This window comes from Halothiobacillus sp., from assembly GCF_028710545.1.
GTDB lineage: Bacteria > Pseudomonadota > Gammaproteobacteria > Halothiobacillales > Halothiobacillaceae > Halothiobacillus.
The window spans coordinates 1-23723 of record NZ_JAQTTX010000020.1; the positions used below are offsets into that span (position 1 = coordinate 1).

The 23723-nt window shown below is 54.6% G+C and carries 22 protein-coding genes; 4 read left to right on the plus strand and 18 right to left on the minus strand.

Annotated elements, in window-relative coordinates:
• Positions 1 to 35: 35 nt before the first annotated feature.
• The 6 genes from pyrH to PHD44_RS05695 all read right to left on the minus strand — a co-directional run bounded on the left by pyrH (position 36) and on the right by PHD44_RS05695 (position 5326).
• Entirely contained in the window at positions 36 to 776 is a 741-nt protein-coding gene (gene pyrH, locus PHD44_RS05670) for a UMP kinase (protein ID WP_300189053.1), read from the minus strand.
• Positions 777 to 1168: 392 nt separating this feature from the next.
• Positions 1169 to 2047: a translation elongation factor Ts gene (tsf, locus tag PHD44_RS05675; RefSeq protein ID WP_300189055.1), complete on the minus strand. Its 879-nt coding sequence runs from the start codon at positions 2045 to 2047 to the stop codon at positions 1169 to 1171.
• 122 nt (positions 2048 to 2169) lie between these two features.
• Positions 2170 to 2907, minus strand: a complete 738-nt coding sequence (gene rpsB / locus PHD44_RS05680) for a 30S ribosomal protein S2 (protein WP_300189059.1) — start codon at positions 2905 to 2907, stop codon at positions 2170 to 2172.
• A 314-nt stretch (positions 2908 to 3221) separates the two neighbouring features.
• A complete protein-coding gene (locus PHD44_RS05685) occupies positions 3222 to 4022 on the minus strand; it encodes a ScpA family protein (protein ID WP_300189061.1) in 801 nt (266 codons plus the stop codon).
• Positions 4023 to 4040: 18 nt separating this feature from the next.
• A complete protein-coding gene (locus PHD44_RS05690) occupies positions 4041 to 4697 on the minus strand; it encodes a site-2 protease family protein (RefSeq protein ID WP_300189063.1) in 657 nt (218 codons plus the stop codon).
• 2 nt (positions 4698 to 4699) lie between these two features.
• Positions 4700 to 5326 (minus strand): L-threonylcarbamoyladenylate synthase, encoded by a 627-nt coding sequence (locus PHD44_RS05695; protein WP_300189066.1) that lies wholly within the window; start codon positions 5324 to 5326, stop codon positions 4700 to 4702.
• Between the two features lie 149 nt (positions 5327 to 5475).
• Here PHD44_RS05695 and PHD44_RS05700 point away from each other — a divergent pair, with 149 nt between their 5' ends.
• From PHD44_RS05700 to PHD44_RS05715, 4 genes are all read left to right on the plus strand, one after another.
• A complete protein-coding gene (locus tag PHD44_RS05700; RefSeq protein WP_300189068.1) occupies positions 5476 to 6051 on the plus strand; it encodes a septation protein A in 576 nt (191 codons plus the stop codon).
• Between the two features lie 42 nt (positions 6052 to 6093).
• Positions 6094 to 6426, plus strand: a complete 333-nt coding sequence (locus PHD44_RS05705; protein ID WP_300189071.1) for a YciI family protein — start codon at positions 6094 to 6096, stop codon at positions 6424 to 6426.
• Between the two features lie 31 nt (positions 6427 to 6457).
• Positions 6458 to 7435 (plus strand): peptidylprolyl isomerase, encoded by a 978-nt coding sequence (locus PHD44_RS05710; RefSeq protein WP_300189074.1) that lies wholly within the window; start codon positions 6458 to 6460, stop codon positions 7433 to 7435.
• A gap of 405 nt (positions 7436 to 7840) precedes the next feature.
• Positions 7841 to 8320, plus strand: a complete 480-nt coding sequence (locus PHD44_RS05715) for a Crp/Fnr family transcriptional regulator (RefSeq protein WP_300189077.1) — start codon at positions 7841 to 7843, stop codon at positions 8318 to 8320.
• A gap of 78 nt (positions 8321 to 8398) precedes the next feature.
• Here PHD44_RS05715 and PHD44_RS05720 read toward each other — a convergent pair whose 3' ends face one another.
• The 12 genes from PHD44_RS05720 to grpE all read right to left on the minus strand — a co-directional run bounded on the left by PHD44_RS05720 (position 8399) and on the right by grpE (position 23633).
• The gene (locus PHD44_RS05720; protein ID WP_300189079.1) at positions 8399 to 9616 is read right to left on the minus strand and encodes an EAL and HDOD domain-containing protein; all 1218 of its coding nucleotides are present in this window, start codon (positions 9614 to 9616) and stop codon (positions 8399 to 8401) included.
• 182 nt (positions 9617 to 9798) lie between these two features.
• A complete protein-coding gene (gene pnp, locus PHD44_RS05725) occupies positions 9799 to 11895 on the minus strand; it encodes a polyribonucleotide nucleotidyltransferase (protein WP_300189081.1) in 2097 nt (698 codons plus the stop codon).
• A gap of 440 nt (positions 11896 to 12335) precedes the next feature.
• Complete coding sequence (rpsO, locus tag PHD44_RS05730) at positions 12336 to 12605, minus strand: 30S ribosomal protein S15 (protein ID WP_290680118.1); 270 nt, start codon at positions 12603 to 12605, stop codon at positions 12336 to 12338.
• A 111-nt stretch (positions 12606 to 12716) separates the two neighbouring features.
• The gene (truB, locus tag PHD44_RS05735; RefSeq protein ID WP_300189085.1) at positions 12717 to 13673 is read right to left on the minus strand and encodes a tRNA pseudouridine(55) synthase TruB; all 957 of its coding nucleotides are present in this window, start codon (positions 13671 to 13673) and stop codon (positions 12717 to 12719) included.
• Positions 13670 to 14089: a 30S ribosome-binding factor RbfA gene (gene rbfA / locus PHD44_RS05740; RefSeq protein WP_300189088.1), complete on the minus strand. Its 420-nt coding sequence runs from the start codon at positions 14087 to 14089 to the stop codon at positions 13670 to 13672. Before rbfA ends, truB begins: the two co-directional genes overlap by 4 nt.
• 65 nt (positions 14090 to 14154) lie before the next feature.
• Positions 14155 to 16857: a translation initiation factor IF-2 gene (infB, locus tag PHD44_RS05745; protein ID WP_300189091.1), complete on the minus strand. Its 2703-nt coding sequence runs from the start codon at positions 16855 to 16857 to the stop codon at positions 14155 to 14157.
• Positions 16858 to 16991: 134 nt separating this feature from the next.
• The gene (nusA, locus tag PHD44_RS05750; protein ID WP_300189092.1) at positions 16992 to 18467 is read right to left on the minus strand and encodes a transcription termination factor NusA; all 1476 of its coding nucleotides are present in this window, start codon (positions 18465 to 18467) and stop codon (positions 16992 to 16994) included.
• A gap of 21 nt (positions 18468 to 18488) precedes the next feature.
• On the minus strand, positions 18489 to 18989 hold the full coding sequence (gene rimP / locus PHD44_RS05755; protein WP_300189094.1) for a ribosome maturation factor RimP: 501 nt from the start codon (positions 18987 to 18989) through the stop codon (positions 18489 to 18491).
• A gap of 217 nt (positions 18990 to 19206) precedes the next feature.
• Positions 19207 to 19713: a hypothetical protein gene (locus PHD44_RS05760; RefSeq protein WP_300189097.1), complete on the minus strand. Its 507-nt coding sequence runs from the start codon at positions 19711 to 19713 to the stop codon at positions 19207 to 19209.
• Between the two features lie 51 nt (positions 19714 to 19764).
• Positions 19765 to 20916: a molecular chaperone DnaJ gene (gene dnaJ, locus PHD44_RS05765; RefSeq protein WP_300189100.1), complete on the minus strand. Its 1152-nt coding sequence runs from the start codon at positions 20914 to 20916 to the stop codon at positions 19765 to 19767.
• Positions 20917 to 21036: 120 nt separating this feature from the next.
• A complete protein-coding gene (dnaK, locus tag PHD44_RS05770; RefSeq protein ID WP_300189102.1) occupies positions 21037 to 22941 on the minus strand; it encodes a molecular chaperone DnaK in 1905 nt (634 codons plus the stop codon).
• A gap of 131 nt (positions 22942 to 23072) precedes the next feature.
• On the minus strand, positions 23073 to 23633 hold the full coding sequence (grpE, locus tag PHD44_RS05775) for a nucleotide exchange factor GrpE (protein ID WP_300189105.1): 561 nt from the start codon (positions 23631 to 23633) through the stop codon (positions 23073 to 23075).
• Positions 23634 to 23723: the final 90 nt, after the last annotated feature.

A 23723-nucleotide genomic window follows, 5' to 3' on the forward strand; every position in this document is an offset into this window, starting at 1 on the left:
CATCCGCACATCACAATCTTTTCTGATATCTTCGATCATTTCAATAATTCCTCGGCTGTCACCAACGTGCCCACAGGCTCACCTTGAATAGCGCGCACCAGGTTATTCGTGGCATGAATATCGATCACCATCATCGGCATGTTCTGGTCGCGACAAAGCACGATGGCTGTCGCATCCATGACCGCCAGGCGCTGATCAAGGGCGTGATTATAAGTTAAGTGCTCAAATCGGAGCGCATTTGGATTCTTCATGGGATCAGAGTCATACACGCCGTCGACTTTCGTCGCCTTAATCATGATATCGGCCTGTATTTCGATGGCGCGCAAACTCGCACCGGAATCCGTGGTGAAGAACGGATTGCCCGTGCCACCGACAAGAATCACGATCCGGCCCTTCTCAAGATGACGAATCGCCCGGCGGCGGATGAAGGATTCACACACGGAGGGGATGGACACGGCGGACATTACCCGCACTTCCAGCCCCCGCTGTTCGATCACATCCTGCATGGCAAGACCATTCATGACCGTCGCGAGCATCCCCATCTGATCACCCGTGACCCGGTCCATACCGGCCTTGGCCAAGCCCTCGCCACGGAAGATATTACCGCCGCCGACGACAATCCCTACCTCAACACCCATGGATCGCAAGCTCAGAATATCGTCGGCCAGGCGATGGATAACCGCAGGATCAATACCAAAGGAGCTATCACCCATCAACGCCTCGCCGCTTAATTTCAGCAATACGCGTTTGTATTTGGGCGTGGCAGGGTCAGTCATATAGTAGGCCTCTTGAGTTTTATCGGAAATCCAAATAGGGGGCACCTCGAAAAACCTTTCGATGTGCCCATGCACCACATGGACGTGGTGCCGCGCAATCGCATAAGCGATTGAAATAGCGTGAGTTTGTCGCGGGTTTCCCGCGACGAACGTCCTCGAAAAATCCCAAGGATGGGGTTTTTCGAGGTACCCTAGGGTCTGTGCAGATTCATCCCCAACCGTTCAGACCAGAACAATCGAAAAGCACGCCTTTCGATTGACACCATTTTCCAATATCGCACAGACATTGGAAAATGGTGGCACACGCCGGTGCTGCAAATCCTCCGCACCAGCCTGTAGCGCATTATCAGGCTCAAAAAAAACCGGAGTCACCTCCGGCCTTTCAATCCGTATCAGGCGCCTTTGACTTGCGCCATCACCTCGGCAGCGAAGTCGGTGGTGTCTTTTTCGATCCCCTCACCCACCTCGATACGAGCAAACCTGACGCAGGTAGCACCTTTGTTCTTCAGCAACTTGCCAACAGTCAAATCGGGCTCCTTGACGAACGGCTGACCAACCAGCGCCACTTCTGCCAGGAACTTGCGAATACGACCGTCCACCATTTTTTCGATGATGTCCGCCGGTTTGCCGCTATCTGCCGCCTGAGCGATGTAAATCTCGCGCTCCTTGGCCACCAGATCAGCATCGACATCAGATTCGTTCACGCAGATTGGCCGCGTCGCAGCAACATGCATTGCGATGTCACGAGCCAGAGCGACTTCACCACCCTGAAGTTCGACCAATACACCGATACGCTCACCGTGGCGATAGGCGCCAACCACGCCCGTCGTCTCGAAACGCTCGAAACGGCGCACTTGAATGTTTTCTCCCAATTTGGCGACCAGCGCCTTGCGCTTCTCTTCAATGGTTTGGCCGTCAATCTGCAACGCCATCAAGGCATCCATATCGGCAGGGTTATCTGCCAACACACGATCGGCAACTTCTTGCACGAAACGGGCGAAATCCGGATTCTTGGCAACGAAATCCGTCTCGGAGTTGACTTCAACCATGGCAGCAATATGACCGTCATCAGAAACGGCTACACCAATCTGACCCTCAGCAGCCACACGCCCGGCTTTCTTGTCCGCTTTGGCCATGCCGTTCTTACGCATGTACTCGATGGCCGCTTCAATATCACCACCGGTCTCAACCAAGGCTTTCTTGCATTCCATCATGCCCGAGCCGGTACGCTCGCGCAGATCTTTAACTAAGCTGGCACTAATCGTTGTCATCAGCGTTTCCTCTTAATTTTAAAATTCATTCGATAACAATAACGGGTCACCTAGGACCCGTTCTGTCGCTGCTCGTTAGGCGATGGTGCCGAAGGTCGACACCACACCGATCAAACAGTCAATCAGGCCTGATCGGCTTCTTCTACCGCTTCAACAAAATCTGAAGGAGCAATCGCCGACGCGCCCTTCGCTTCCAGTACGGTTTCAGCCACTGCATGTGCATAGAGCTGAATGGCACGGATCGCATCATCATTACCCGGGATAACGTAATCGATGCCTTTACTGCTGCTGTTGGTATCCACGATACCGATAACCGGAATACCCAGCTTGTTCGCTTCGATCACTGCGATGTTTTCATGGCCGACGTCAATGACGAACAGCGCATTCGGCAGACGATCCATATCCTGAATACCACCGAGTGAACGCTCGAGCTTTTCGCGCTCACGGGTCAGCATCAGAGCTTCTTTCTTGTTCAGTTTTGCCAGCGAACCATCTTGTTCCATGGTTTGCAGCGTTTTAAGACGACGAACCGACTGGCGTACAGTTGAGTAGTTGGTCATCATGCCGCCCAACCAACGGTGGTTGACGTAAGGCATGCCACAACGTGTGGCTTCTTCGGCGATCGTGTCGCGAGCTGAGCGCTTGGTACCGACGAACATGATGGTTCCGCCACCACCAACTACCTTACTGATGAAGTTCAACGCATCGTTGAACATCGGAACGGTCTTTTCCAGATTGATAATGTGGATGCGGTTACGCTGACCGAAGATATAGGGCGCCATGCCCGGATTCCAGTAACGAGTCTGGTGACCAAAATGGACGCCCGCCTCGATCATTTGACGCATGCTAACTGATGCCATGATATTAAACCTTTTCAAATTATGGGTTGAGCCTCCGTTCAACCAAACCAATGCAACCTTGGGCGGCCTATCGTCTTCCCGCAGCACCCCGCATCGTTTTACCGTTGAACGTGTGAATTACCTCGTACACGACCTAGGTCATGTCAAGGCGCGCGTATTCTAGCGCCTCAGACCGCAGAAGGGAAGCTTGGGGAGATGATTCAACACCTTTGCGGCGCACCGCCTCTGTGACCAACAAGGCCGCCGCCACTCCCGTCAATCAAAGCAGTGCGATGAGTGCTTTATCCGCGAGCATCGCCAAAATTCCTATCTGATCACTCATTCAAATCGGCTTCCGATGAAACCGCAAATAGCCGGATCGGCGAAAAGGGGGCATCCTGCGAAAATTCGATCGCGTGGGCCTTGGCCAGCTCAAGCACGGCGACCACACTCACGGCAATACCACCGCGCCCTTCCTCGGCCCGATAGACACGATCCAGCATCACCGGGTCTCCCGCCTGCATCAAATCAAGGATGTCTGTCATGCGGGCACGAACGGACAGCGTCTCGCGACGAATTTCATGCGCCGCTGTGAGCTCGCCCTGTCGCACCATGCCGCGTAGCGCTGCCACCAGGTCCGACAGGGAAATGTCCGGCGCAAGGATGGTGTGACGGGGCAGCGTCGCGGCAATGGTCAACGGGAAAAAGTCCCGATCCACTCGCGGCAGCTCATCGAGCCAACGGGCTGCGTGGTTCAGCCGCTCGTAAGCCAGCAGGCGTTCAACCAGAGCAGTGCGTGGGTCTTCTGATTCTTCTTCATCTTCTGTCGGTGGCGTCGGGAGAAGCAATCGAGATTTGATCTCGGCAAGCCAGGCGGCCATGAGCAGGTACTCCGCCGCCAGTTCGATTTTCAGCGATTGCATCAGATCGAGATAGGTCAGGTATTGCCGCGTCACCTCGGCGACAGGAATTGCAAGGATGTCGAGGTTTTGCTTACGAATCAGATAGAGCAACAGGTCGAGCGGGCCTTCGAATTGCGCCAGCAATACCGAAAGCGCATCAGGCGGGATATACAGATCCAGGGGCAGTTGCGTGAGTGGCTGCCCGCCGATTTTCACCTGTATCTCTGCAACCACTTTTGATTGATCCGGCGATTAGAGCAGATGAACCAAGCCGTTAAACCAGTTCAGCAGGGCAAGCAGAATCGGCGAAATAACGTACGACAGCGCTCCGGTGAATAGGAGCAGGAGCAAAATGGGAAAGCCCCATGGCTCAAGCATGGAGACCTTGTTGGCCGCTTGTGGCGGTAACAAGGCGACAAGAACACGCCCACCATCGAGCGGCGGCAAGGGCAGCAGATTGAACACGGCCAACAGAATATTAACGAAAATCCCGATCTGCCCCATCAACGCCAAGGGTTCGGCATACCAGGCGCCGCTCGCTAAACCGGACACGCCGACCGCAGTCAGTCCGGCCCACGCGAATGCCATCAGCATATTCGAAGCGGGGCCCGCAATCGCCACCAGCGCCATGTCTCGCCGAGGATCCTTGAAGTTCTTCGTATTGATCGGCACGGGCTTTGCCCAGCCGAATACAAACGAGGTGAGAATAAACATCGCCAGAGGCACAACAATCGTACCGATCGGGTCGATATGCTTGAGGGGGTTCAACGTCATCCGCCCGAGAAACTTGGCCGTGCCATCGCCCAGATAGTTGGCGGCAAAGGCATGGGCGGCTTCGTGCACGGTCACTGCCAGCAGGATGGGCAGAATACCGATGGCGATTTTCTGAATGAGTGTGAGTTCCAGCACGATCAATCCTCAAGTTCTGGCGGGATGCCGCCCAGGCCTTCCCGCACGAGCACGAATTCAGTGCCCGTCATATCGATGACGCTCGATGGGTTCTGTGCAAGAAAACCCGTACTGACGATTATGTCGACCTGGCGCTCCACCGCACGCGGGAAGAGTGCCGGGTCTTCCAGCGGTTCATTGTGATCGGGCAAAACCAGTGACGCGCTCAGAATGGGGGCTGCCAATTCCTCAAGAACCGAGCGTAACACCGTATTTTGCGGCACACGCAAACCGATCGAACGTTTCTTTGCGTGCAGCAGACGTCGGGGCACTTCGCTCGTCGCTTCCAGGATGAACGTATACGGCCCCGGCGTGTGCGTTTTCAGAAAACGGTAATGCTGATTGTCGAGCTTGGCATAGGTACTGATTTCAGACAGATCCCGACACAACAGCGTCATATGATGCGGCTCGTTGTCACGACGAATCTGCGCGATTTTGGCCAGGGCCGTCTTGTCCTCCAGCCGACAGGCCAGAGCATAACCGGAATCGGTGGGCAAAACGACGACCGAACCATCGGCCAAAGCTTCGACGATCTGAGCGACCAATCGGGGTTGTGGGGACTCAGGGTGGACTTCGAGAAGAACGCTCATAATCTTTTGAATCTGATGTTGATATTTTTATTGGGGAACCAACCGGCAGGAAAAACACCTAACCGGCAACAATTTTGCGGCAAATCTGATTTAAGATGGCCGTCTTGGATTTCGAACAATCCGCTTTTTAGTGTACTCCGAATTACCTCATGAAGTTTTTATACGATTTCTTCCCGATCCTCTTGTTTTTCGCAGCCTACAAGGTAGGCGGTATTTATGTGGCCACTGGTGTCGCCATGATCGCCGCCACGATACAGATCAGCTATGGCTGGTTCGTTAAAAAGAAAGTAGAAAACATGCACTGGATTTCCGCGGGCCTGATCCTGCTGTTCGGCGGCATGACACTGATTCTGCATGACCCGCTCTTTATCATGTGGAAACCCACCATCCTGAACTGGCTCTTTGCACTCGCCTTTGCGGGCAGCGCCTTCATGGGCAGCAAGCCTCTGGTGCAGCGCATGATGGAACACGTACTGACCGTGCCGCACCCGATCTGGCGACGGGTGAACTGGGCTTGGGTCTTGTTCTTCATCATCTCGGGTGTGGCGAATATTTATGTGGCATACAACTTTTCGCAGGATGCCTGGGTCAACTTCAAGCTCTTTGGTTTGATGGGCATGACCTTCGTGTTTATGATCTTGCAGGGTATATACCTTGCCCGCTACGCAGAAAACACCGAGGAAGTGGTGGCTGAAAATGCCAACGATACGGATCAGATTCGCTAAATCCCACCCACCAATAACGAGCTACAAGGCAGAGATATTGTTATGCATTTTGTCATTCACGCCATCGATCACCCCGACAGCCTGACAGGGCGGCTGGCTCATCGGGCCGATCATCGCAAACGGATCGAAGCGCTTTATAACGAAGGCCGGCTGGTCACCGCGGGGCCACTGCCGAACAAGGTTGAGGCGGACCCGAACATTTCCGGCTTCAGCGGTAGCCTGATTATTGCCGATTTCCCGAATGAGGCCAGCGCGCGTGCCTGGGCAGACACCGACCCTTATGTATTGAATGGCATCTACGCCCAAATCCGGGTTTATCCGTACCTGCAAACATTCCCCGCCTCACCGAGCAACTCGGCTGAAGCTATCAACTAATTTTCATACACACACTCAAGGAAAACGCACCATGCAAAAATCAACCTGGATGAAACCGTTAGCCATAACCGGAATCGCCCTGCTCGCTTTCGCCGGTCTGGCTGGATGCCAAGGCAACTCGGATCAAGCAACCAGCGCAGCCAAAACACCTTTGGGCAATGAAGCCGCTACGCACCCCGCCATGAACACAGCGGATACTTCGGCCAAGGTAACCAGCGGGAAGATCATCGCCACCATCAATGGCCAGCCTTTGTATGAAGAAAACCTGAAGGTTATTCAAAGCTCATTGCCCAAATCCAAAAACATCCCTGAACAAGACTTGCTTCAACGTATGATCGAGCTCCGTCTGTTGGCCAGTGCCGCGCGTCAGGAAGGACTGGATAAGCAGATCAAAACCAAGGCGCAGATACAAAATGCTGTCGACAATCAACTGGCGAACGATTACCTGTCTGATTACCTCAGCAAAATGAAGGTAACCGACGCAGAACTCCAACCCGAATACGATCAGTTCGTCAAAGGCTACCCAAAAACTACGCAATACAAGGCAGCACACATCCTGGTCAAAACCAAGGAAGAAGCAGACGCAATCATCAAGCAACTCGACAGCGGAACGCCGTTCGATCAACTGGCCAAGGAAAAATCGCAGGATCCGGGTTCCGCCAAACAAGGCGGTGAACTCGGCTGGTTTGATGCCGATCAAATGGTGCCCGAGTTTTCAGCAGCCGTCGAAAAACTCAAGAAAGGCGAGATCACACAGCAGCCGGTCAAATCACAATTCGGCTGGCATGTCATCAAATTGGAAGACACGCGCGTGGCACAACCACCGACATTTGCGGAACTCAAGCCACAACTTGAAACCCAATACCGTCGTGCGGCCATTGAAGATCTGATCAAAAAATTGCGTGCAAAAGCCAAAATTGAAATCATGTCTGTTCCCAACACTCCTGAAGTGAAACCGGCAGAGGCACCCAAACCTGCCGCAGAACCTGCGCCAGCAACCAAACCCTAAGTAAATGCTGATTTATTCCATCCTTGGAATAAATCAGCGCGCTCATCGCGGTACACGCCCGCGATGGCACTCACGAATCAAAGACTTACGTCTTTGTTCGTGTTGGGGCATCCTGCCCCAAGCGGGACGCACTGAATAAATCAGCGCTTCCCTAAGCTTACTCTCGCCGGTTAACGACTCGATCACATTGAGCGACACACCGGCGAAAGCACGCGCACGAATACCAGTTTGGCCCTGGTATTCGTGTTACTGGGCTACAAAAAAACTCTTGAGCGTATGATCAATCAACCCAGATTCTCTTTTCTTCCAATTTGCGGCCTTGATTCATAACTCAAAAATAACGCACAATCAAAAGACCCGTCCGCGGACGGGTATAATCAAACTTTTACTGCTCGGAACTTCAGAATGACCATCGAAGGCAGAAACCTGCAAGACACCATTATCGGCCGTGAACTGACGGCTGAACAATGCCAGACGCTGGCCGCTATTTGTGAGCAACAGACCATCCCCAATGGCCAGTTGCTCTTTGCAGAAGGCTCAAGCAACAATACCTTATTCGTCATCATGTCAGGCCGCTTTGCCGTGAGCCGGGATACGGGTCGGGGGTTCAGCGATACACTGCATTTGCTGGGCCAAGGTGAACTGGCGGGCGAGTCTGGATTTCTGGATGGTGCGCCGCATAGTGCGACTTTGCGCGCGGTGGGTGATGCCGTTGTCCTGACGATCGAACGGGCGCGCCTTGAGGCACTTTTGATAGACAATCCCATCATCGTTTACAAGGTCATGCGGGCCATCGTATACAGCATCCGGGAGATCACGCGCCGGATGAATCAGCAGCACTTGCAGATGCTGCAATACATCAACCCGGATTGCGGGCGCTTTTAGACGGCGACCGCAGGAAGTTAGGCATCGTGCCCGAACACACCGGCGGCGGCGGCTTTTCAACTGCCCCGCTAATTCAACTCAAGCGATCTTTTCTGCCCAGTTGACGGCTTCAACATACAGTTCAGGCGCACAGGCATTCAACTTGTCGGTCATTTCATCGCCATCAAGCCACATGCCACGCTCATAGAATACGAGATATTCCAGTATCTCTCCGAGCACACCCTTTCGGCTCACCAGAGCCTCCGTAATGCTGTCAGAGAGCGGCAATTCGCCGACTATCTGCTCGATAGGCTGGTCGTAAAAAGCATCCAAAGTCGAGAACAAACCCACCATGAATGCCGACGAGGGGTTGCCTAATCCTGTCTTTTTGCTGAGTAATTCTGCGAATCGGGCTCGAACCATTGCGGTGGTGATCAAAGCCGACGGTTTCCCTGCCACGCCCGTCAACGCCGAAAGGTAAACCATGCTTCTAATGGTATTGATGCCCAGCATGCGAACAGCATCAGGCACAGATTCAACCTTGCGCCGCATGCCGATGGCCGCCGAGTTGACCAACCGCAACAAGCGGTAAGTCAGCCCCAAATCGGTATTGATCTTCTCGGCAATCGCGTCCAGAGTGACATTTTCGTCTTGAAGCAGGATCAACATACTGAGCAGGTGGGCCTTGTTTGCCCGGATAGTCTGACGAACGATCATTTCCGGCCGGGAAAAGAAATGCCCCTGGAAGTAGTCAACACCCGCGGCTTTGAGTGTCTCGTAATCGCTCCATTCCTCAACCTTTTCAGCGATGACCTTAAGACCTGCCTCGTGCGCACGCTGGACTACTTTTACGATTTTTTCGACGCCGTCGGACAATACATCCAGCTTGACGTAATGCGCACTTTTGACACAAGGCTGGCCGATGTTGTCTACCGGAAAATCATCCAGCGCCACACGAAAACCGAGTTGTTTTAACGTAGCCATCGCTTCGGCGGTCAATTCATTGCATTCGACCGTTTCCAATATTTCCAATACCAACTGGCGCGCCATAATGCCTTTAAGGACATCATTGAACAGCAACTTAAGCGGCACATTGATGAATGCCTGATGGGTACCCACCAGCACATCCAAGCCGATTTCCGTTAAAGCGTTGATCACCACCGAGGCAGTGGCCTGGTTGGAATTACTGATACGGGCTGTTTGGTCTGCGTCCTGCGCACGGTAGAGCAGCTCGTAACCGATGGTATTCAATTCCCGGTCTACGATCGGCTGGCGAGCCAAGCGGATGTGTTGGATCAGCATGGGCGTGGATGTCATCAGTGTTTCCTTACAGATTGGGCAAATAGCCTCGTCGCTTTACATAAACAAAAGACACCCCGCCCATTAAAGCGAAAAACGCCACCGCAAGCTAGTCGAAAATAGTGACAAGCTTGAGCTTTCTCCGACAAAACAAGTTTGCCCCCCGGAAAAGCGGGAAAACCCGCAGATCACGTAAGAACTTATTCAGTCAGCGGGGCATCCAGCCCCCTCATGGTCAGGCGCATACGACCTTGTTTATCCAATTCGAGCAAAAGTACACGAACGGAATCACCTTCCTGAAGCTTGTCGGTGACACGCTCGACGCGCTCGTCACTGATTTGCGAGATGTGCAGCAGGCCATCCTTACCCGGCAAAATATTCACAAAAGCGCCGAAATCGGTGATTCGCACCACTTTGCCTTCATAAATCTTGCCAACTTCAGCCTCGACCGTGATTTGCTCGACGCGTCGACGCGCTTCCTCGCCCTGCTCGGCGGATGTCGCCGTGATGGTGATCTGGCCATCGTCTGAAATATCGATCTGTGTATGGGTATCGCGGGTAATTCCCTGAATCGTCGCACCACCCTTGCCAATCACCTCCCGGATTTTGTCCGGGTTGATCTTGAACTTGATGAATTGGGGCGCGTTCGGGGCAACGCTCTTGCGCGGTGCGGCAAGGGCCGCGTTCATGATCCCCAGAATGTGCAGACGCCCACTCTTGGCCTGATCGAGCGCCTGACTCATGATTTCACGGGTGATGCCGTTGATCTTGATGTCCATTTGCAGGGCGGTAACCCCATCGGCGGTGCCTGCCACCTTGAAGTCCATATCACCAAGATGATCTTCATCACCGAGGATATCGGAAAGCACGACAAAGCGATCGCCTTCCTTGATCAGCCCCATGGCGATGCCGGCCACCGGCGCCGCGATTTCCACACCGGCATCCATCATCGACAGGGAAGCGCCACATACGCTGGCCATGGAACTTGAGCCATTGGACTCGGTGATTTCCGACACCACGCGCAGCGTGTACGGAGAATTTTCCGGATTGGGGATGACGGCCTTGACCCCGCGACGAGCCAGATTGCCATGGCCGATTTCGCGTCGTTTGGGTGCGCCGAAGCGGCCGGTTTCACCGACGCTATAGGGCGGGAAGTTGTAATGGAAGATGAATGATTCCTTGTACTCGCCCACCACCGCATCGATCAATTGTGCATCGCGTGCCGACCCGAGCGTCGTCACAACCAATGCCTGCGTTTCACCACGGGTAAAGAGCGCCGAGCCGTGAACACGGGGCAGCACACCGGTTCGTACGGTAATCGGACGGATGGTTTTGGTGTCGCGACCATCGATGCGCGCCGCGCCATCCAGAACGCGACCGCGCACAACAGATGATTCCAAAGATTCAAGCAGATTGGAGACCAACTTCGCAGGCACGGTAACATCATCCGCAAACTGGGCAATGGCTTCTTCGCGCAATTCATTCAAGCGCTGGTAGCGTTGCTGTTTTTCAGCGATTTGATACGTCTCGGCAATCGAATCACCAAATGCCGCACGGATTTTGGCTTCTAATTCTGGATGCTCAACCGGCGGTGCCCAGGCCATGGCCGGACGGGCAGCATTGGCGGCAAGACGGCGAATCGCCGCAATCGCCAACTGCGCGGCCTCATGACCGAACATGACCGCATCAAGCATCGTGGCTTCGGGCAAGCGATCCGCTTCGGATTCGACCATGAGCACGGCATCTTCGGTACCCGCCACCACGAGTTCAAGCCGGGAATCGGCCATTTCGGTCTGCGTTGGGTTCAACACGAACGCATCATGGATATAACCGACGCGTGCCGCGCCCAGCTGCGCATCAAAGGGCAGACCAGACAAGGCCAGCGCGGCTGAGGCACCGAGCATGGCGGGAATGTCGCCGGGTACTTCGGGATCGAGTGATAAAACCTGGGCAATCACCTGAACCTGATTATAGAAACCCTTGGGAAACAGGGGGCGCAACGGGCGATCGATCAATCGGGCAATCAGGGTTTCCGCTTCGGTGGAACGCCCTTCGCGCTTGAAGAACCCACCGGGAATACGGCCGGCCGCGTAAAACTTTTCCTGATACTCGACGGTCAGCGGCAGAAAGTCCTGCCCGGGCTCAGGTGCGCTCTCGACAACGGCGGTCACCAGCACCACCGTATCACCCATCTGCACCATCACCGCGCCAGAAGCCTGGCGGGCAATTTCGCCCGTGGTCAAGGTGACGCAATGACGTCCATAATCAAATTGTTCGGTAAAAACGGCCACAGGCATCCCCTTTTCTTATTTCAAAATCGAAAATGGATGCCGTCGGCACCCACGTAAGGGCACCTCGAAAAACTTTCGAGGTGCCCGTGCGCCCCATGAATGGGGCGCCGCCCAATCGCATAAGCGATTGAAATGGCGTGAGTTAATTTCGGGTTCCCCGCAATTAACGTCCTCGAAAAACCCCATGGAAGGGATTTTTCGAGGTTCAAATAAAACAATCCCGGCACAAGTCCGGGATGAAAATCACTGGCGGAACGACGCAATATCGTCGCCCTGGCAGCCTGTCTGACTTTAGGAATCGCAGCGAAAATCAAGCTTGGCGAGGGCAGATTTTGCCGATTTTGCAGGGTAATAGCGGGTTCTATTGCCCAAAAAAGCGGTGAAATATGCACCGTCCAGATGGATTTGCAGCCGATTTCCCTAAAGTCCGACAGGCCGCCAGCCGATTACTTACGCAGACCCAAACGACTGATCAGTTCCTGATAACGACCCAAATCTTTTGATTTCAGGTAGTCGAGCAGTTTGCGACGCTGGTTGACCAGCTTGAGCAAACCGCGACGGGAATGGTGATCTTTCTTGTGCTCGGCAAAGTGCTCGGTCAGGTGCACGATGCGGGTGGTCAGCAGCGCGACCTGTACTTCCGGGGAACCGGTATCGTTTGCGCCGCGGCTGTAGTCAGCGACAACCTGAGATTTCTGTTCTGTAGTTAATGACATGAGATTGCTCCTGTTTCACCTGGGAAAGGTTGATTAAAAATAACATCAGGCAAGAGCGAATCCGCGCCCTTTACCGATGCGTGGCAAGCATGGTCTAGACCTGCCTCACCGTTATAGCGCCGCAAACAATCGTCGCGGTGCCACTCGTCCGTCATCCAGCACTTCCCCCATTCCCAGGAAGAGGTCGTCGGGTCCGTAAATACAAAACCACCCGGTTTGTGGCGCTTTGGGCACAAACACCGGATGACCGTGACGAATATGAAAGGCGCTGTCCGCATCCAGTTGAACCACCGGATAACGCTCCAACGCCGAATCGGTCGGCAGAATAGCATGTTTTATCGCCATTTCCGCATCCGATTCGTTGAGTTTGATTAATTCATCGAGTGTCCACATTGTTGCGGATTGGGCCGGGGCATCGCCCGCAGCCTCTGGCCACTCGGTCAGCCAAGGGCCGACACCGATTCGGCGCAACTTGGCTACAACCGCACCACAACCAACCGCCTCGCCAATGTCTTCAATCAGGGTGCGGATATAAGCACCCTTGCTCGAATGAACAAGCAGGTCGAAATCCCGACCATCGAAATTCAATAGCTCGACACGGTAGAAGTTGATCGAACGCGCCTTGCGCTCAACCACCTCACCGGCGCGCGCCAACTCATATAGCCGCTTTCCATTAACCTTCAGCGCCGAATACATCGGGGGCACTTGCTCGACCAAGCCCCTAAAGGGCGCAAGATAGGTTTCCATCTGTTCGGCTGTTAATTCGGGCACAGGGCGCTCTTCGATCACGGCACCTTCCATATCCCCCGTTTCGGTACGCAAACCGAGACGGCCGGTGACACGGTAGGTTTTATCGGCATCCAGCAGCAAGCCGGAAACCCGGGTCGCGTGACCGAAACACAGAGGCAGCATGCCCGTGGCTTCGGGGTCCAAACTACCGGTATGACCGGCCTTCGCTGCCTGGAACAAATGCTTGACGCGCTGCAATGCCTGGTTGGAACTCAACCCGATGGGTTTATCCAGCAGCAAAATGCCATTGATTTCACGACCACGACGACGTCGACTCATGATGTCTTCCCATCCGCCTGGTCTCCGGAAGGCGAGCCATCGGCATCGTCGGCCTGAACGTGCTCATCATCCTGCTTGCGCACGGCGGAAATAAGCGCATCCATCTGCATACCGCGCTCGATGGAAGCATCGAACTGGAAAGTCAGACGCGGCACACTGCGCAAACGCATCCGATGAGCCAGCTCGGTGCGCAGGTAACCCGCAGCCGAATCCAGCCATGCTTGTGCCCGTTCGCGTTCTGAACTATTCAGCACACTATAGAAAATCTTGGCATAACTGAGATCGCGCGTAACCTCGCAATCGGTCACCGTCAGCAAACTGATGTTGGCCTGGCGGATTTCTTCACGCAAAAGATCAGCTATTTCGCGACGGATCTGCTCCGCCACGCGCTGATGACGACTAAAACCTTGTGGCATCTGGCCTGCCCTGTTGTTCTGAATAAAAACCGGCCACACAAAAGTGGCAGGCTAAAAATGGCTGACTACGACAAGGTGCGCTGAACTTCGACACGCTCGAACACTTCGATCATGTCGCCGACGCGAACGTCGTTATAGTTCTTGACACCGATACCGCAATCAAAGCCCGCACGAACTTCCTGTGCGTCGTCCTTGAAGCGGCGAAGCGACTCGAGTTCACCTTCGTAAATCACCACGTGGTCACGCAGCACGCGAATCGGGTTGCCACGACGGATAACCCCTTCGGTAACCATACAACCCGCGATGGCGCCAAACTTCGGCGAGCGGAAGACGTCACGCACTTCGGCCAAGCCAACAATCTTCTCTTGCGTTTCCGTGCCCAACAAACCACTCATGGCATGGCGGACATCATCGATCATTTCGTAGATGATGCTGTAGTAACGGATTTCAACATTCTGGGCCTGGGCAAGCTTGCGTGCAGAAGCCTCGGCACGGACGTTGAAGCCGATCAGGATCGCATTGGAGGTTGTCGCCAGATTCACATCCGACTCGGTAATACCGCCGACACTGCTCATCAACACATTGACCTTGACTTCATCGGTCGACAACTTGTTCAGGCTGTCCCGAATCGCTTCGGCAGAACCCTGTACGTCGGCCTTGACCAGGACGTTCAGGGTAGAAACTTCACCTTCTTTCATCTGATCGAACAGGTTTTCCAGCTTGGTGGACTGCTGAGTCGCCAAACGACTATCGCGGTATTTTCCTGCGCGGAACAGGGCAATTTCACGTGCCTTGCGTTCATCCTCGACCACGACGAGATCGTCACCGGCCTGAGGTGTGCCCGAGAGCCCGATGATGACCACTGGAATCGATGGACCGGCGGACTCGATGGGGGCGCCATTTTCGTCGAGCATCGCGCGAACGCGACCGTATTCCGAGCCGACGAGCACCACATCACCCTTGTTGAGGGTGCCGCTACGAACCAGGACCGTAGCAACAGGGCCACGTCCTTTTTCAAGCGAAGATTCAACCACGGTACCCTTGGCATGACCTTCTACCGGCGCCTTGAGCTCAAGCACTTCCGACTGCACCAGAATGGCATCCAGCAACTGGTCAATCCCGGCACCGGTTTTAGCCGATACCGGAACGAATTGTGTGTCACCGCCCCATTCTTCCGAAATCACTTCCAATTGGGACAGTTCACTACGCACCCGCTCAAGATCGATGTTTGGCTTATCGATCTTGTTGATGGCGACCACGATCGGCACGCCTGCGGCACGCGCATGTTGTACGGCTTCCTTGGTTTGCGGCATCACGCCATCATCGGCAGCAACGACGAGAATCACCAGATCGGTAACGCTGGCGCCACGGGCGCGCATGGCAGTAAAGGCTTCGTGACCGGGTGTATCGAGGAACGTGATCACACCACGGCTGGTTTTGACATGATAGGCACCCACATGCTGGGTAATGCCACCGGCCTCACCTGCCGTGACTTTTGCCCGACGGATGTAATCCAGCAATGAGGTTTTACCGTGGTCAACGTGACCCATAACGGTAACCACCGGCGGACGCGGCAGCGCAACACCCTGCTCGATCGCTTCATCCAGTTCTGCTTCCAGCGTGGAATCGGAAACCGGAATCGGCGTATGGCCCATTTCTTCAACAACCAGAACAGCGGTGTCCTGATCGATCATCTGATTGATCGTCGCCATCACACCCATGCTGAAGAGTGTCTTGACAACGTCCACACCTTTGACCGACATCTTCTGCGCCAGATCGGATACGGAAATGGTTTCCGGAATCGTTACATCACGGATGACGGGGGCCACTGGCTTTTCAAAGTTACTGGTCTGCTTGCTGGCAACGCCACCACGACCCGACGACTTGCGACCTCGCTTGGCGCGCCGCTCGTCCGCGCCTGCGCCCAGATGCAATTCTGAACGGCCGGATTTGACTTCACGCTCATGGCGCCCCTTACCACTGTGCTTGGCACCCTTCTTGCGCGCTGACTCTTCTTCGGCAGCCGTTTTGGCAGGAGCCGGCCGACTGTCGGTCGGCGCAATCTCGGGTTCGGCGGTAGGCATGGCAATAATGCGCAAACGTGACTTAGGCCGCCCTGTCAGCTCATCGATGGCTTGCGGCAGAACATCGGGCACAGATTTCTCATCTGACGAATCTTCGAGGACCGTATCAAATGGTTCTGCCGCCACAGGTGCGGCGCTTTGTGCTGGCGCCTCTTCCTTTTTAACCGGCGCAGCTTCATCCGCTGGATTTTCGATCGCCGGCTTTTCTGCGCCGGCTTGATCTGTCGCAGACTCTGTCTTGAGCGTTTCAGACGAAACACCCGTCGTGGCGGGTGACGTTTCTACGCGTGGCTCGACAACCGGCTCCGGTGCAGATACCGCCGTGGCTTCATGTTCTACCACTGGCGGTTTTTCTTCGACCGGCTGCGCGGGAACTGCCTCACGGGCAACATAGGTTTTACGGCTGCGATACTCGACTGCAACTGTCTTGCCGCGGGCGGCTCCTCCGCCGACCTTGATTTCTTCCTGCTTCTTACGTTGCAAGGTGATGCGATTGGGTTTGGCTTCACCGGCATCCTTGGCTGAATGTTGCCGCAGATGGGCCAATAGCTTCATTTTATCGCCATCGCCGATCAGGGAATCGGCCGAACTGGCTTTCACACCAGCCTCGGCTAACTGCACAAGCAGACGCTCTGGGGTGGAACCAACTGTTTTCGCTAAATCTTTAACCGTGACCTCGGACATGGGGTCTCCTATGGTCGTCTCTAAATCAAAATTCAATACCAACTGCGCGTACGCGACTGGAACAGAGCCTATTCGCTACCAATGACAAAATCGGTACAGCGCAAACTAATTTCCTGATCTTCAGGGCTGAACGATCAGGCAAACCACGGCGCACGCGCCGCCATAATCAATTGATGAGCCAAAGCCTCATCCACACCTTCAAATGCGGTCATCTCGTCGATTGACAACTCGGCCAGATCATCTGATGTGTGAACTCCAGCCGCATTCAATGTGGCGAGCAGTTCGGGCGTCATGCCTTCCAACTTGGCGATATCGAGTTCTTCCGTCGATTCACCCGCGTCGTCAGAAATGGCCTGAACCAGCAGCGCATCGCGCGCGCGGTTACGGAGTTCCTTGACGATATCCTCATCAAAACCTTCGACATCCAGCAGCTCTGCGGTCGGCACATAAGCAATTTCTTCCAGCGAGGAGAAACCCGCCTCGACCAGTACGGCGGCCACATCCTCATCGACGTCCAGATCCCGCATGAACGATTCGGTGGCGCGACGTGTTTCGGTTTCTACCTTCGCGACCGCTTCTTCCTCGCCCATCACATTCAGGTGCCATCCGGTCAACTGGCTCGCCAGTCGCACATTCTGACCGCCACGGCCGATCGCCTGGGAGAGTTTTTCTTCCGTGACGGCAACGTCCATGCTGTGGCGATCTTCATCCACCACGATCGACACGACTTCTGCCGGCGACATGGCGTTGATGACGAACTGAGCCGGGTTGCTATCCCAGATGATGATATCAACGCGTTCACCGTTGAGCTCGTTGGTAACCGACTGGACACGCGAACCGCGCATGCCGACGCAGGTACCGACCGGATCGATCCGGCTATCGCGTGATTCGACCGCAATCTTGGCACGCAGACCCGGGTCGCGGGCAGCACCCTTGATTTCGATCAGCCCCTGTTCGATTTCCGGCACTTCCAGCTTGAACAACTCAATCAGGAACTCCGGCGCGGTGCGGCTGACGAATAGCTGCGGGCCACGGGGCTCATGACGCACATCCATCAGATAACCGCGCAGACGATCGCCAGGACGCACGGCTTCACGACCGATCATTTCATCCCGAGGGATCAGGGCTTCAACATTGCCACCCAAATCCAGGATGACATTCCCACGGTCAATCCGCTTGATCAAGCCCATGATCAGGCTGCCCTTGCGGTCGATATAGGCGTCGACGATCTGGCGGCGTTCTGCCTCGCGCACTTTCTGCACGATGACTTGCTTGGCGGCCTGCGCCGCGATACGGCCGAATTCGACGGATTCAATTTCTTCCTCGACGAAATCACCCACCTTGATATCGGGATCATCCATCTGCGCCGCTTCGAGAATCATTTCCCGCTCGGGAAATTCGGAAGATTCACCTTCGACAACCTGCCAACGACGGAAGGTGCGGTACTCGCCCGTATCCCGGTCGATTTGCACACGTGTATCGATGTCGCCGCCATGACGTTTGCGGGCTGCCTGGGCAAGTGCGGCCTCGATCGCCTCGAAAATGACTTCGCGATCAACCCCTTTTTCGTTTGAAACCGCATCGGCTACAAAAAGAATCTCTTTGCTCATAATGGTGGATATTCCCTTGAGTTACTTCGCAGAGCGACGTGCTTGGCGATCATTTTTTTGACCGCCGAATTCAAAAACCAGATTGGCTCGCTCAACTTCCGCATACGGGAAGGTGAACACATCCTCATCACCGTCGATGGACAGGCTGATCTGCTCGCCTTCAACCGCCGTGACGATACCTTCGAAACGACGGCGCTGAGCCAGTGGCCGGTGAAGGCGCACACGCACCTTCTGGCCGATAAACAGGGCAAAATCGCTGGCGCGGAACATCGGACGCTCAACGCCCGGCGAGGATACCTCAAGCCGGTAGAAGCCCGGGAACGGGTCTTCAACATCAAGCACGCCACTTAGGGCATCGCTGACTTTCGTGCAATCATCCAGCGTCACACCCGCTTCGGTATCAATGTATACCCGCAACAAACCATCCGGGCCACCGCGGAACTCACCGCCCACCCAAACACAACCGGCTGCCTCAACAACAGGTTGCAATAAGGTTTCAATGGATTCCGGAATTTTCTGCACAGCCGATTTTTCTCTAAATGTTACAAAATAAAAAAGCCCCGACTGGGGCCCGTTTTTCTTTTATCGTTGAATGCGGGATGCGGAATATAAAAAGGTTCTTGCCGGAAGTCAAATTTATCCGGCAAACACCTAACCTTGAACATCGTTCAAAGTCCTGTTTTTTGAGAAAAAACGGTTAAAACCACGCCCACGGCCGCAAAACAGAAATGTTATCGACCTACTGGGTTTTTTCCCGAATCGTGTCGAGGACATTTCGTGTGGCTTCCTTGGTCGCATCCCAGGCACTTCTGGCGGTGGATTTGGTCTTTTCCCATACCACCGATGCCGCCTGCTTCGCTGTTTGCCACCAACTGTTATCCACCACGGGGTAGTGCGTCATGCCCGCAACCGATTCGTTTAAGTACACCTTGTAGCGCACATCATCGAGCTGCGTATCCCGCTCGGTTTTCAACCGGAATAACCCCGTTTGCACGAACAGTTTCTTGCCGTCCATCGAAGAAGCGGAGTCATCAACATCAATCACAATCCCCGTGATTTTCATCTGTTCATCGACGATGACGTTGTCGACTTCACCGATCGATTTCGAATGGCCCTCGGCGTACACGGGCGCATCCATGAGCGCCTTCATAGAATACAATCCTTGAGCCGCCTCGGCCAATGGCACGAACAGCAAGCCGCTGATCATCAAACCGAAGATCAACCCGTTTTTTGTCTTGCCTGTCATTTCCTGTCTCCTGTTGAACATCAACCACACACCGACAAGTTATCCGGCCACCTACTCGCCACGCAAATCGTCAAAAAAACTTTTAACCGAATCCAGCCACGAACGCTCACGCGGACGATGCTGAGCAGGAATCTCCCCGCCCTGCTCACCGATCAGTGAACGCTCGAATGCCAGCAAAAGTTCCTTCTGTTCGTTGGTGAGCTTGACCGGTGTTTCGACATGGACAGTCACGAGCAGGTCGCCCTTGGCACCGCCGCGCACCGGTTGCACCCCTTTGCCACGCAAACGGAACACCTTGCCCGTCTGGGTTTCGGCCGGGATCTTGAGCGCAATGCGGCCATCGAGTGTCGGCACTTCAATCTCGCCACCCAAGGCGGCTGTCACGAAGCTGATCGGCATGTCACAGAGCAGATCGGCATCCTGACGCTGGAAGATCGGGTGTGGTTTGACTTCAATCAAAACATACAGATCACCTGCCGGACCACCCTGCTCACCGGGACCACCTTCACCAGCGTGCCGCAAACGATCACCGGTATCGACGCCTGCAGGAATCTTGATCGACAGGGTCTTTTGCGTTTCTACCCGACCCGCGCCATGACAGGCTTCGCAGGGATGCTCGATCACTTCCCCTGAACCGCCACAGGTCGGACAGGTTTGCTGGATCGAGAAAAACCCCTGTTGGACACGCACCGCGCCGGCACCATGGCAAGTGCCACAGGTCTTTTTGCCTGTGCCGGGTTTCGCACCCGTGCCATGGCAGACATCACAGGGTTCCGTGCTTGGAATCTGGATTTCTACCGTCGTGCCGCGAACAGCCTCTTCCAGCGAAATCTTGAGGTGATATTGCATATCGGCACCACGATAGGCGCGTGAGCGACCGCCGCCGCCACCGAAAATATCACCAAACACTTCGCCGAAGATATCCGCAAAGCCAGCGCCACCGCCACCAAAACCGCCTCTACCGCCGCCCATACCTGCATTAACGCCGGCATGGCCGAACTGGTCATAGGCCGCTCGCTTTTGCGGGTCGGACAAGGTCTCGAATGCTTCCTTGGCTTCCTTGAATTTTTCTTCGGCAGAGGGGTCATCGGGATTGCGATCCGGGTGGTACTTCATAGCCAATCGACGATAGGCCTTTTTCAGCTCATCGCCCGATACCGTGCGTTCCACTTCAAGAATTTCGTAATAACAACGCTTCGCCATAATCTGCTCAAAAGTTAAAACGGCAGGAGTGCGTGGGGCAAACCGCGCAACCATGCCGTATCTGAAACTGAATGCCTGTAACAAAGCCGTCCTCCAACGAGAGACGGCTTTATGCTCGGCTTATTTTTTGTCGTCTTTGACTTCTTCGAACTCGGCATCGACCACGTCATCGTCCTTGGCCGAGGCGGTCTCTGCACCGCCTTGCTGCGGTTGTGCCGTAGCTTTCTGCATCAATGTGGCAGAAACCTGGGTCAACGCTTCGATTTTCGCTTCAATTTCAGCTTTGTTGTCGCCTTTCATCGCTTCGCGCAAAGCGGCAATCGCATCGGTAGCCGGCTGCTTGTCCGCATCGGTCAGGCCTTCGGTTTCCTTCATGGTTTTCTCGACCGTATGAATCAAACCATCGCCCTGGTTGCGAACGTCAACCAATGCGCGCAGTTTCTTGTCTTCTTCCGCGTGCGCGGCGGCGTCATCGACCATGCGCTGAACTTCTTCGTCGGAAAGACCCGAGTTGGCCTTGATGACGATCTTCTGCTCTTTGCCGGTGCCCTTGTCTTTTGCGGAGACATTCAGAATACCGTTGGCATCGATGTCGAAGGTGACTTCGATTTGCGGCATGCCCCGTGGCGCCGGCGGAATGTCGGTCAGATCGAATCGACCCAGCGATTTGTTGCCGGATGCCATTTCACGCTCACCCTGAAGCACATGCACCGTTACCGCGGTCTGGTTGTCATCTGCCGTAGAGAACACCTGACTCGCCTTGGTCGGAATCGTCGTGTTCTTCTCGATGAGTTTGGTCATCACGCCGCCCATCGTTTCGATACCCAGGGACAGCGGGGTGACATCGAGCAACAGCACGTCGCTGACGCTACCAGACAACACGCCACCCTGAATGGCAGCGCCCACGGCAACCGCTTCATCCGGGTTCACATCCTTGCGCGGTTCCTTGCCGAAGAAGTTCTTCACCGCTTCACGCACCTTGGGCATGCGGGTCTGACCGCCGACCAGGATGACTTCATCGATATCGCTGAGCGATACGCCCGCATCCTTGATCGCCATCTTGCACGGTTCGATGGTGCGAGTAATGAGATCATCCACCAGCGATTCGAGCTTGGCACGTGTGATCTTGATATTCATGTGTTTCGGACCGGTGGCATCCGCCGTGACGTAGGGCAGGTTGACGTCGGTCTGTTCGGTCGAGGAGAGCTCGATCTTGGCTTTTTCCGCCGCTTCCTTCACACGCTGCATGGCCAGCGGATCATTGTGCAGATCCACGCCCTGCTCTTTTTTGAATTCGTCGACGAGGTAATCGATCAAACGGTTATCGAAATCCTCACCGCCGAGGAAGGTATCGCCGTTGGTCGAAAGCACTTCGAACTGTTTCTCGCCATCGATGTTGGCCACTTCGATAATGGATATATCGAACGTACCACCGCCGAGATCATACACGGCGATCTTGCGGTCTTTGTTGTCCGCCTTGTCGATACCGTAGGCCAATGCAGCGGCAGTCGGTTCGTTGATAATCCGCTTGACATCCAGACCGGCGATACGGCCGGCGTCCTTGGTGGCCTGACGCTGACTGTCGTTGAAGTAGGCGGGAACGGTGATGACCGCCTCGGTCACTTCTTCACCCAGATAGGCTTCGACGTCTTTTTTGATCTTCATCAGTACGCGTGCGGAAATTTCCGGCGGCGCCATTTTCCTGCCGTTGACCTCGACCCAGGCATCGCCGTTGTCGGCCTTCACGATCTTGTACGGCATCAGTTTGATGTCTTTTTGCACGGCTTCTTCATCGAAACGACGCCCGATCAAGCGCTTGACAGCAAACAGCGTATTCTTCGGATTGGTGACAGCCTGGCGTTTGGCCGGCTGACCGACAATGATTTCACCATCGTTGGTATAAGCCACAACCGACGGGGTGGTCCGTGCGCCCTCGGCGTTCTCGATCACCTTGGCGGACTTGCCTTCCATAATGGCAACGCAAGAGTTCGTCGTGCCTAAATCGATACCAATAATCTTACCCATTGTGTTCTCCCTCATAAGCCCGCTAGGGGCCGGTTTAATGTGTTCGTTCGGATTCGTTAATGCACCCTGATCATTACTTGGTGCGTTACGAAACCTGATTTGCGGTCATTTGGCCTGTTTTCAAGAGCCCTTTACTGATTTTTGGACACAACCACCAAGGCGGGGCGCACCAAACGATCACGCAACAGGTAACCTTTCTGCATCACGCTGATCACATGATCGGCAGGGCCTTCATGCGGCTGCACGGAAATTGCCTGATGATGATCCGGGTTGAAACGCTCGCCAATCGGATGAACCGGATGGACGCCGAATTTTTCCATCGTCTGCATGAACAGATTGAGCGTCATCTCGCTGCCTTCGCGGATTTTTTCCAGCGAAGCATGTTCGTTTTCGCTGGCCTGAATACCCATTTCCAGAGAATCGATCACCGGCAGCAGACTATCTACAAATCGCTCCAGAGCGAATTTCCGGGCATTCTCGATATCGCGCTCCACGCGCTTGCGCAGGTTTTCCATCTCGGCGTGCAAACGCAGTATTTCCTGATCACGCTCGGCCAGTTTCTCTGCCAGAACCCGAGGGTCCAGGTTTTCATCCGCCGTAACGGACTGTTCCGCTTGCTCTTCTTTACTCATGCCCTGGTTCTCTTCCTGGGTCATGTTTTCTTCGTTGGGTTGCTTGGATTGTTCCGTCATACGGTGATCCTCAAAATCAGATAAAGCCATTGAATGTCGTCGCCGACGCGAATACCGTGTAGTTCTGGGGTGGCATCAAAATTTTTCAAG

What these genes read in the sequence shown, in the direction of transcription:
- nusA (WP_300189092.1), bottom strand. Translation starts at nt 18,467, where the DNA reads ATGAGCAAAGAGATTCTTTTTGTAGCCGATGCGGTTTCAAACGAAAAA.
- rpsO (WP_290680118.1), bottom strand. Translation starts at nt 12,605, where the DNA reads ATGTCATTAACTACAGAACAGAAATCTCAGGTTGTCGCTGACTACAGC.
- dnaJ (WP_300189100.1), bottom strand. Translation starts at nt 20,916, where the DNA reads ATGGCGAAGCGTTGTTATTACGAAATTCTTGAAGTGGAACGCACGGTA.
- pyrH (WP_300189053.1), bottom strand. Translation starts at nt 776, where the DNA reads ATGACTGACCCTGCCACGCCCAAATACAAACGCGTATTGCTGAAATTA.
- pnp (WP_300189081.1), bottom strand. Translation starts at nt 11,895, where the DNA reads ATGCCTGTGGCCGTTTTTACCGAACAATTTGATTATGGACGTCATTGC.
- PHD44_RS05715 (WP_300189077.1), top strand. Translation starts at nt 7,841, where the DNA reads ATGACCATCGAAGGCAGAAACCTGCAAGACACCATTATCGGCCGTGAA.
- tsf (WP_300189055.1), bottom strand. Translation starts at nt 2,047, where the DNA reads ATGACAACGATTAGTGCCAGCTTAGTTAAAGATCTGCGCGAGCGTACC.
- PHD44_RS05760 (WP_300189097.1), bottom strand. Translation starts at nt 19,713, where the DNA reads ATGACAGGCAAGACAAAAAACGGGTTGATCTTCGGTTTGATGATCAGC.
- rbfA (WP_300189088.1), bottom strand. Translation starts at nt 14,089, where the DNA reads ATGCCACAAGGTTTTAGTCGTCATCAGCGCGTGGCGGAGCAGATCCGT.
- grpE (WP_300189105.1), bottom strand. Translation starts at nt 23,633, where the DNA reads ATGACGGAACAATCCAAGCAACCCAACGAAGAAAACATGACCCAGGAA.
- truB (WP_300189085.1), bottom strand. Translation starts at nt 13,673, where the DNA reads ATGAGTCGACGTCGTCGTGGTCGTGAAATCAATGGCATTTTGCTGCTG.
- PHD44_RS05710 (WP_300189074.1), top strand. Translation starts at nt 6,458, where the DNA reads ATGCAAAAATCAACCTGGATGAAACCGTTAGCCATAACCGGAATCGCC.
- infB (WP_300189091.1), bottom strand. Translation starts at nt 16,857, where the DNA reads ATGTCCGAGGTCACGGTTAAAGATTTAGCGAAAACAGTTGGTTCCACC.
- dnaK (WP_300189102.1), bottom strand. Translation starts at nt 22,941, where the DNA reads ATGGGTAAGATTATTGGTATCGATTTAGGCACGACGAACTCTTGCGTT.
- PHD44_RS05695 (WP_300189066.1), bottom strand. Translation starts at nt 5,326, where the DNA reads ATGAGCGTTCTTCTCGAAGTCCACCCTGAGTCCCCACAACCCCGATTG.
- rpsB (WP_300189059.1), bottom strand. Translation starts at nt 2,907, where the DNA reads ATGGCATCAGTTAGCATGCGTCAAATGATCGAGGCGGGCGTCCATTTT.
- PHD44_RS05700 (WP_300189068.1), top strand. Translation starts at nt 5,476, where the DNA reads ATGAAGTTTTTATACGATTTCTTCCCGATCCTCTTGTTTTTCGCAGCC.
- PHD44_RS05720 (WP_300189079.1), bottom strand. Translation starts at nt 9,616, where the DNA reads ATGACATCCACGCCCATGCTGATCCAACACATCCGCTTGGCTCGCCAG.
- PHD44_RS05705 (WP_300189071.1), top strand. Translation starts at nt 6,094, where the DNA reads ATGCATTTTGTCATTCACGCCATCGATCACCCCGACAGCCTGACAGGG.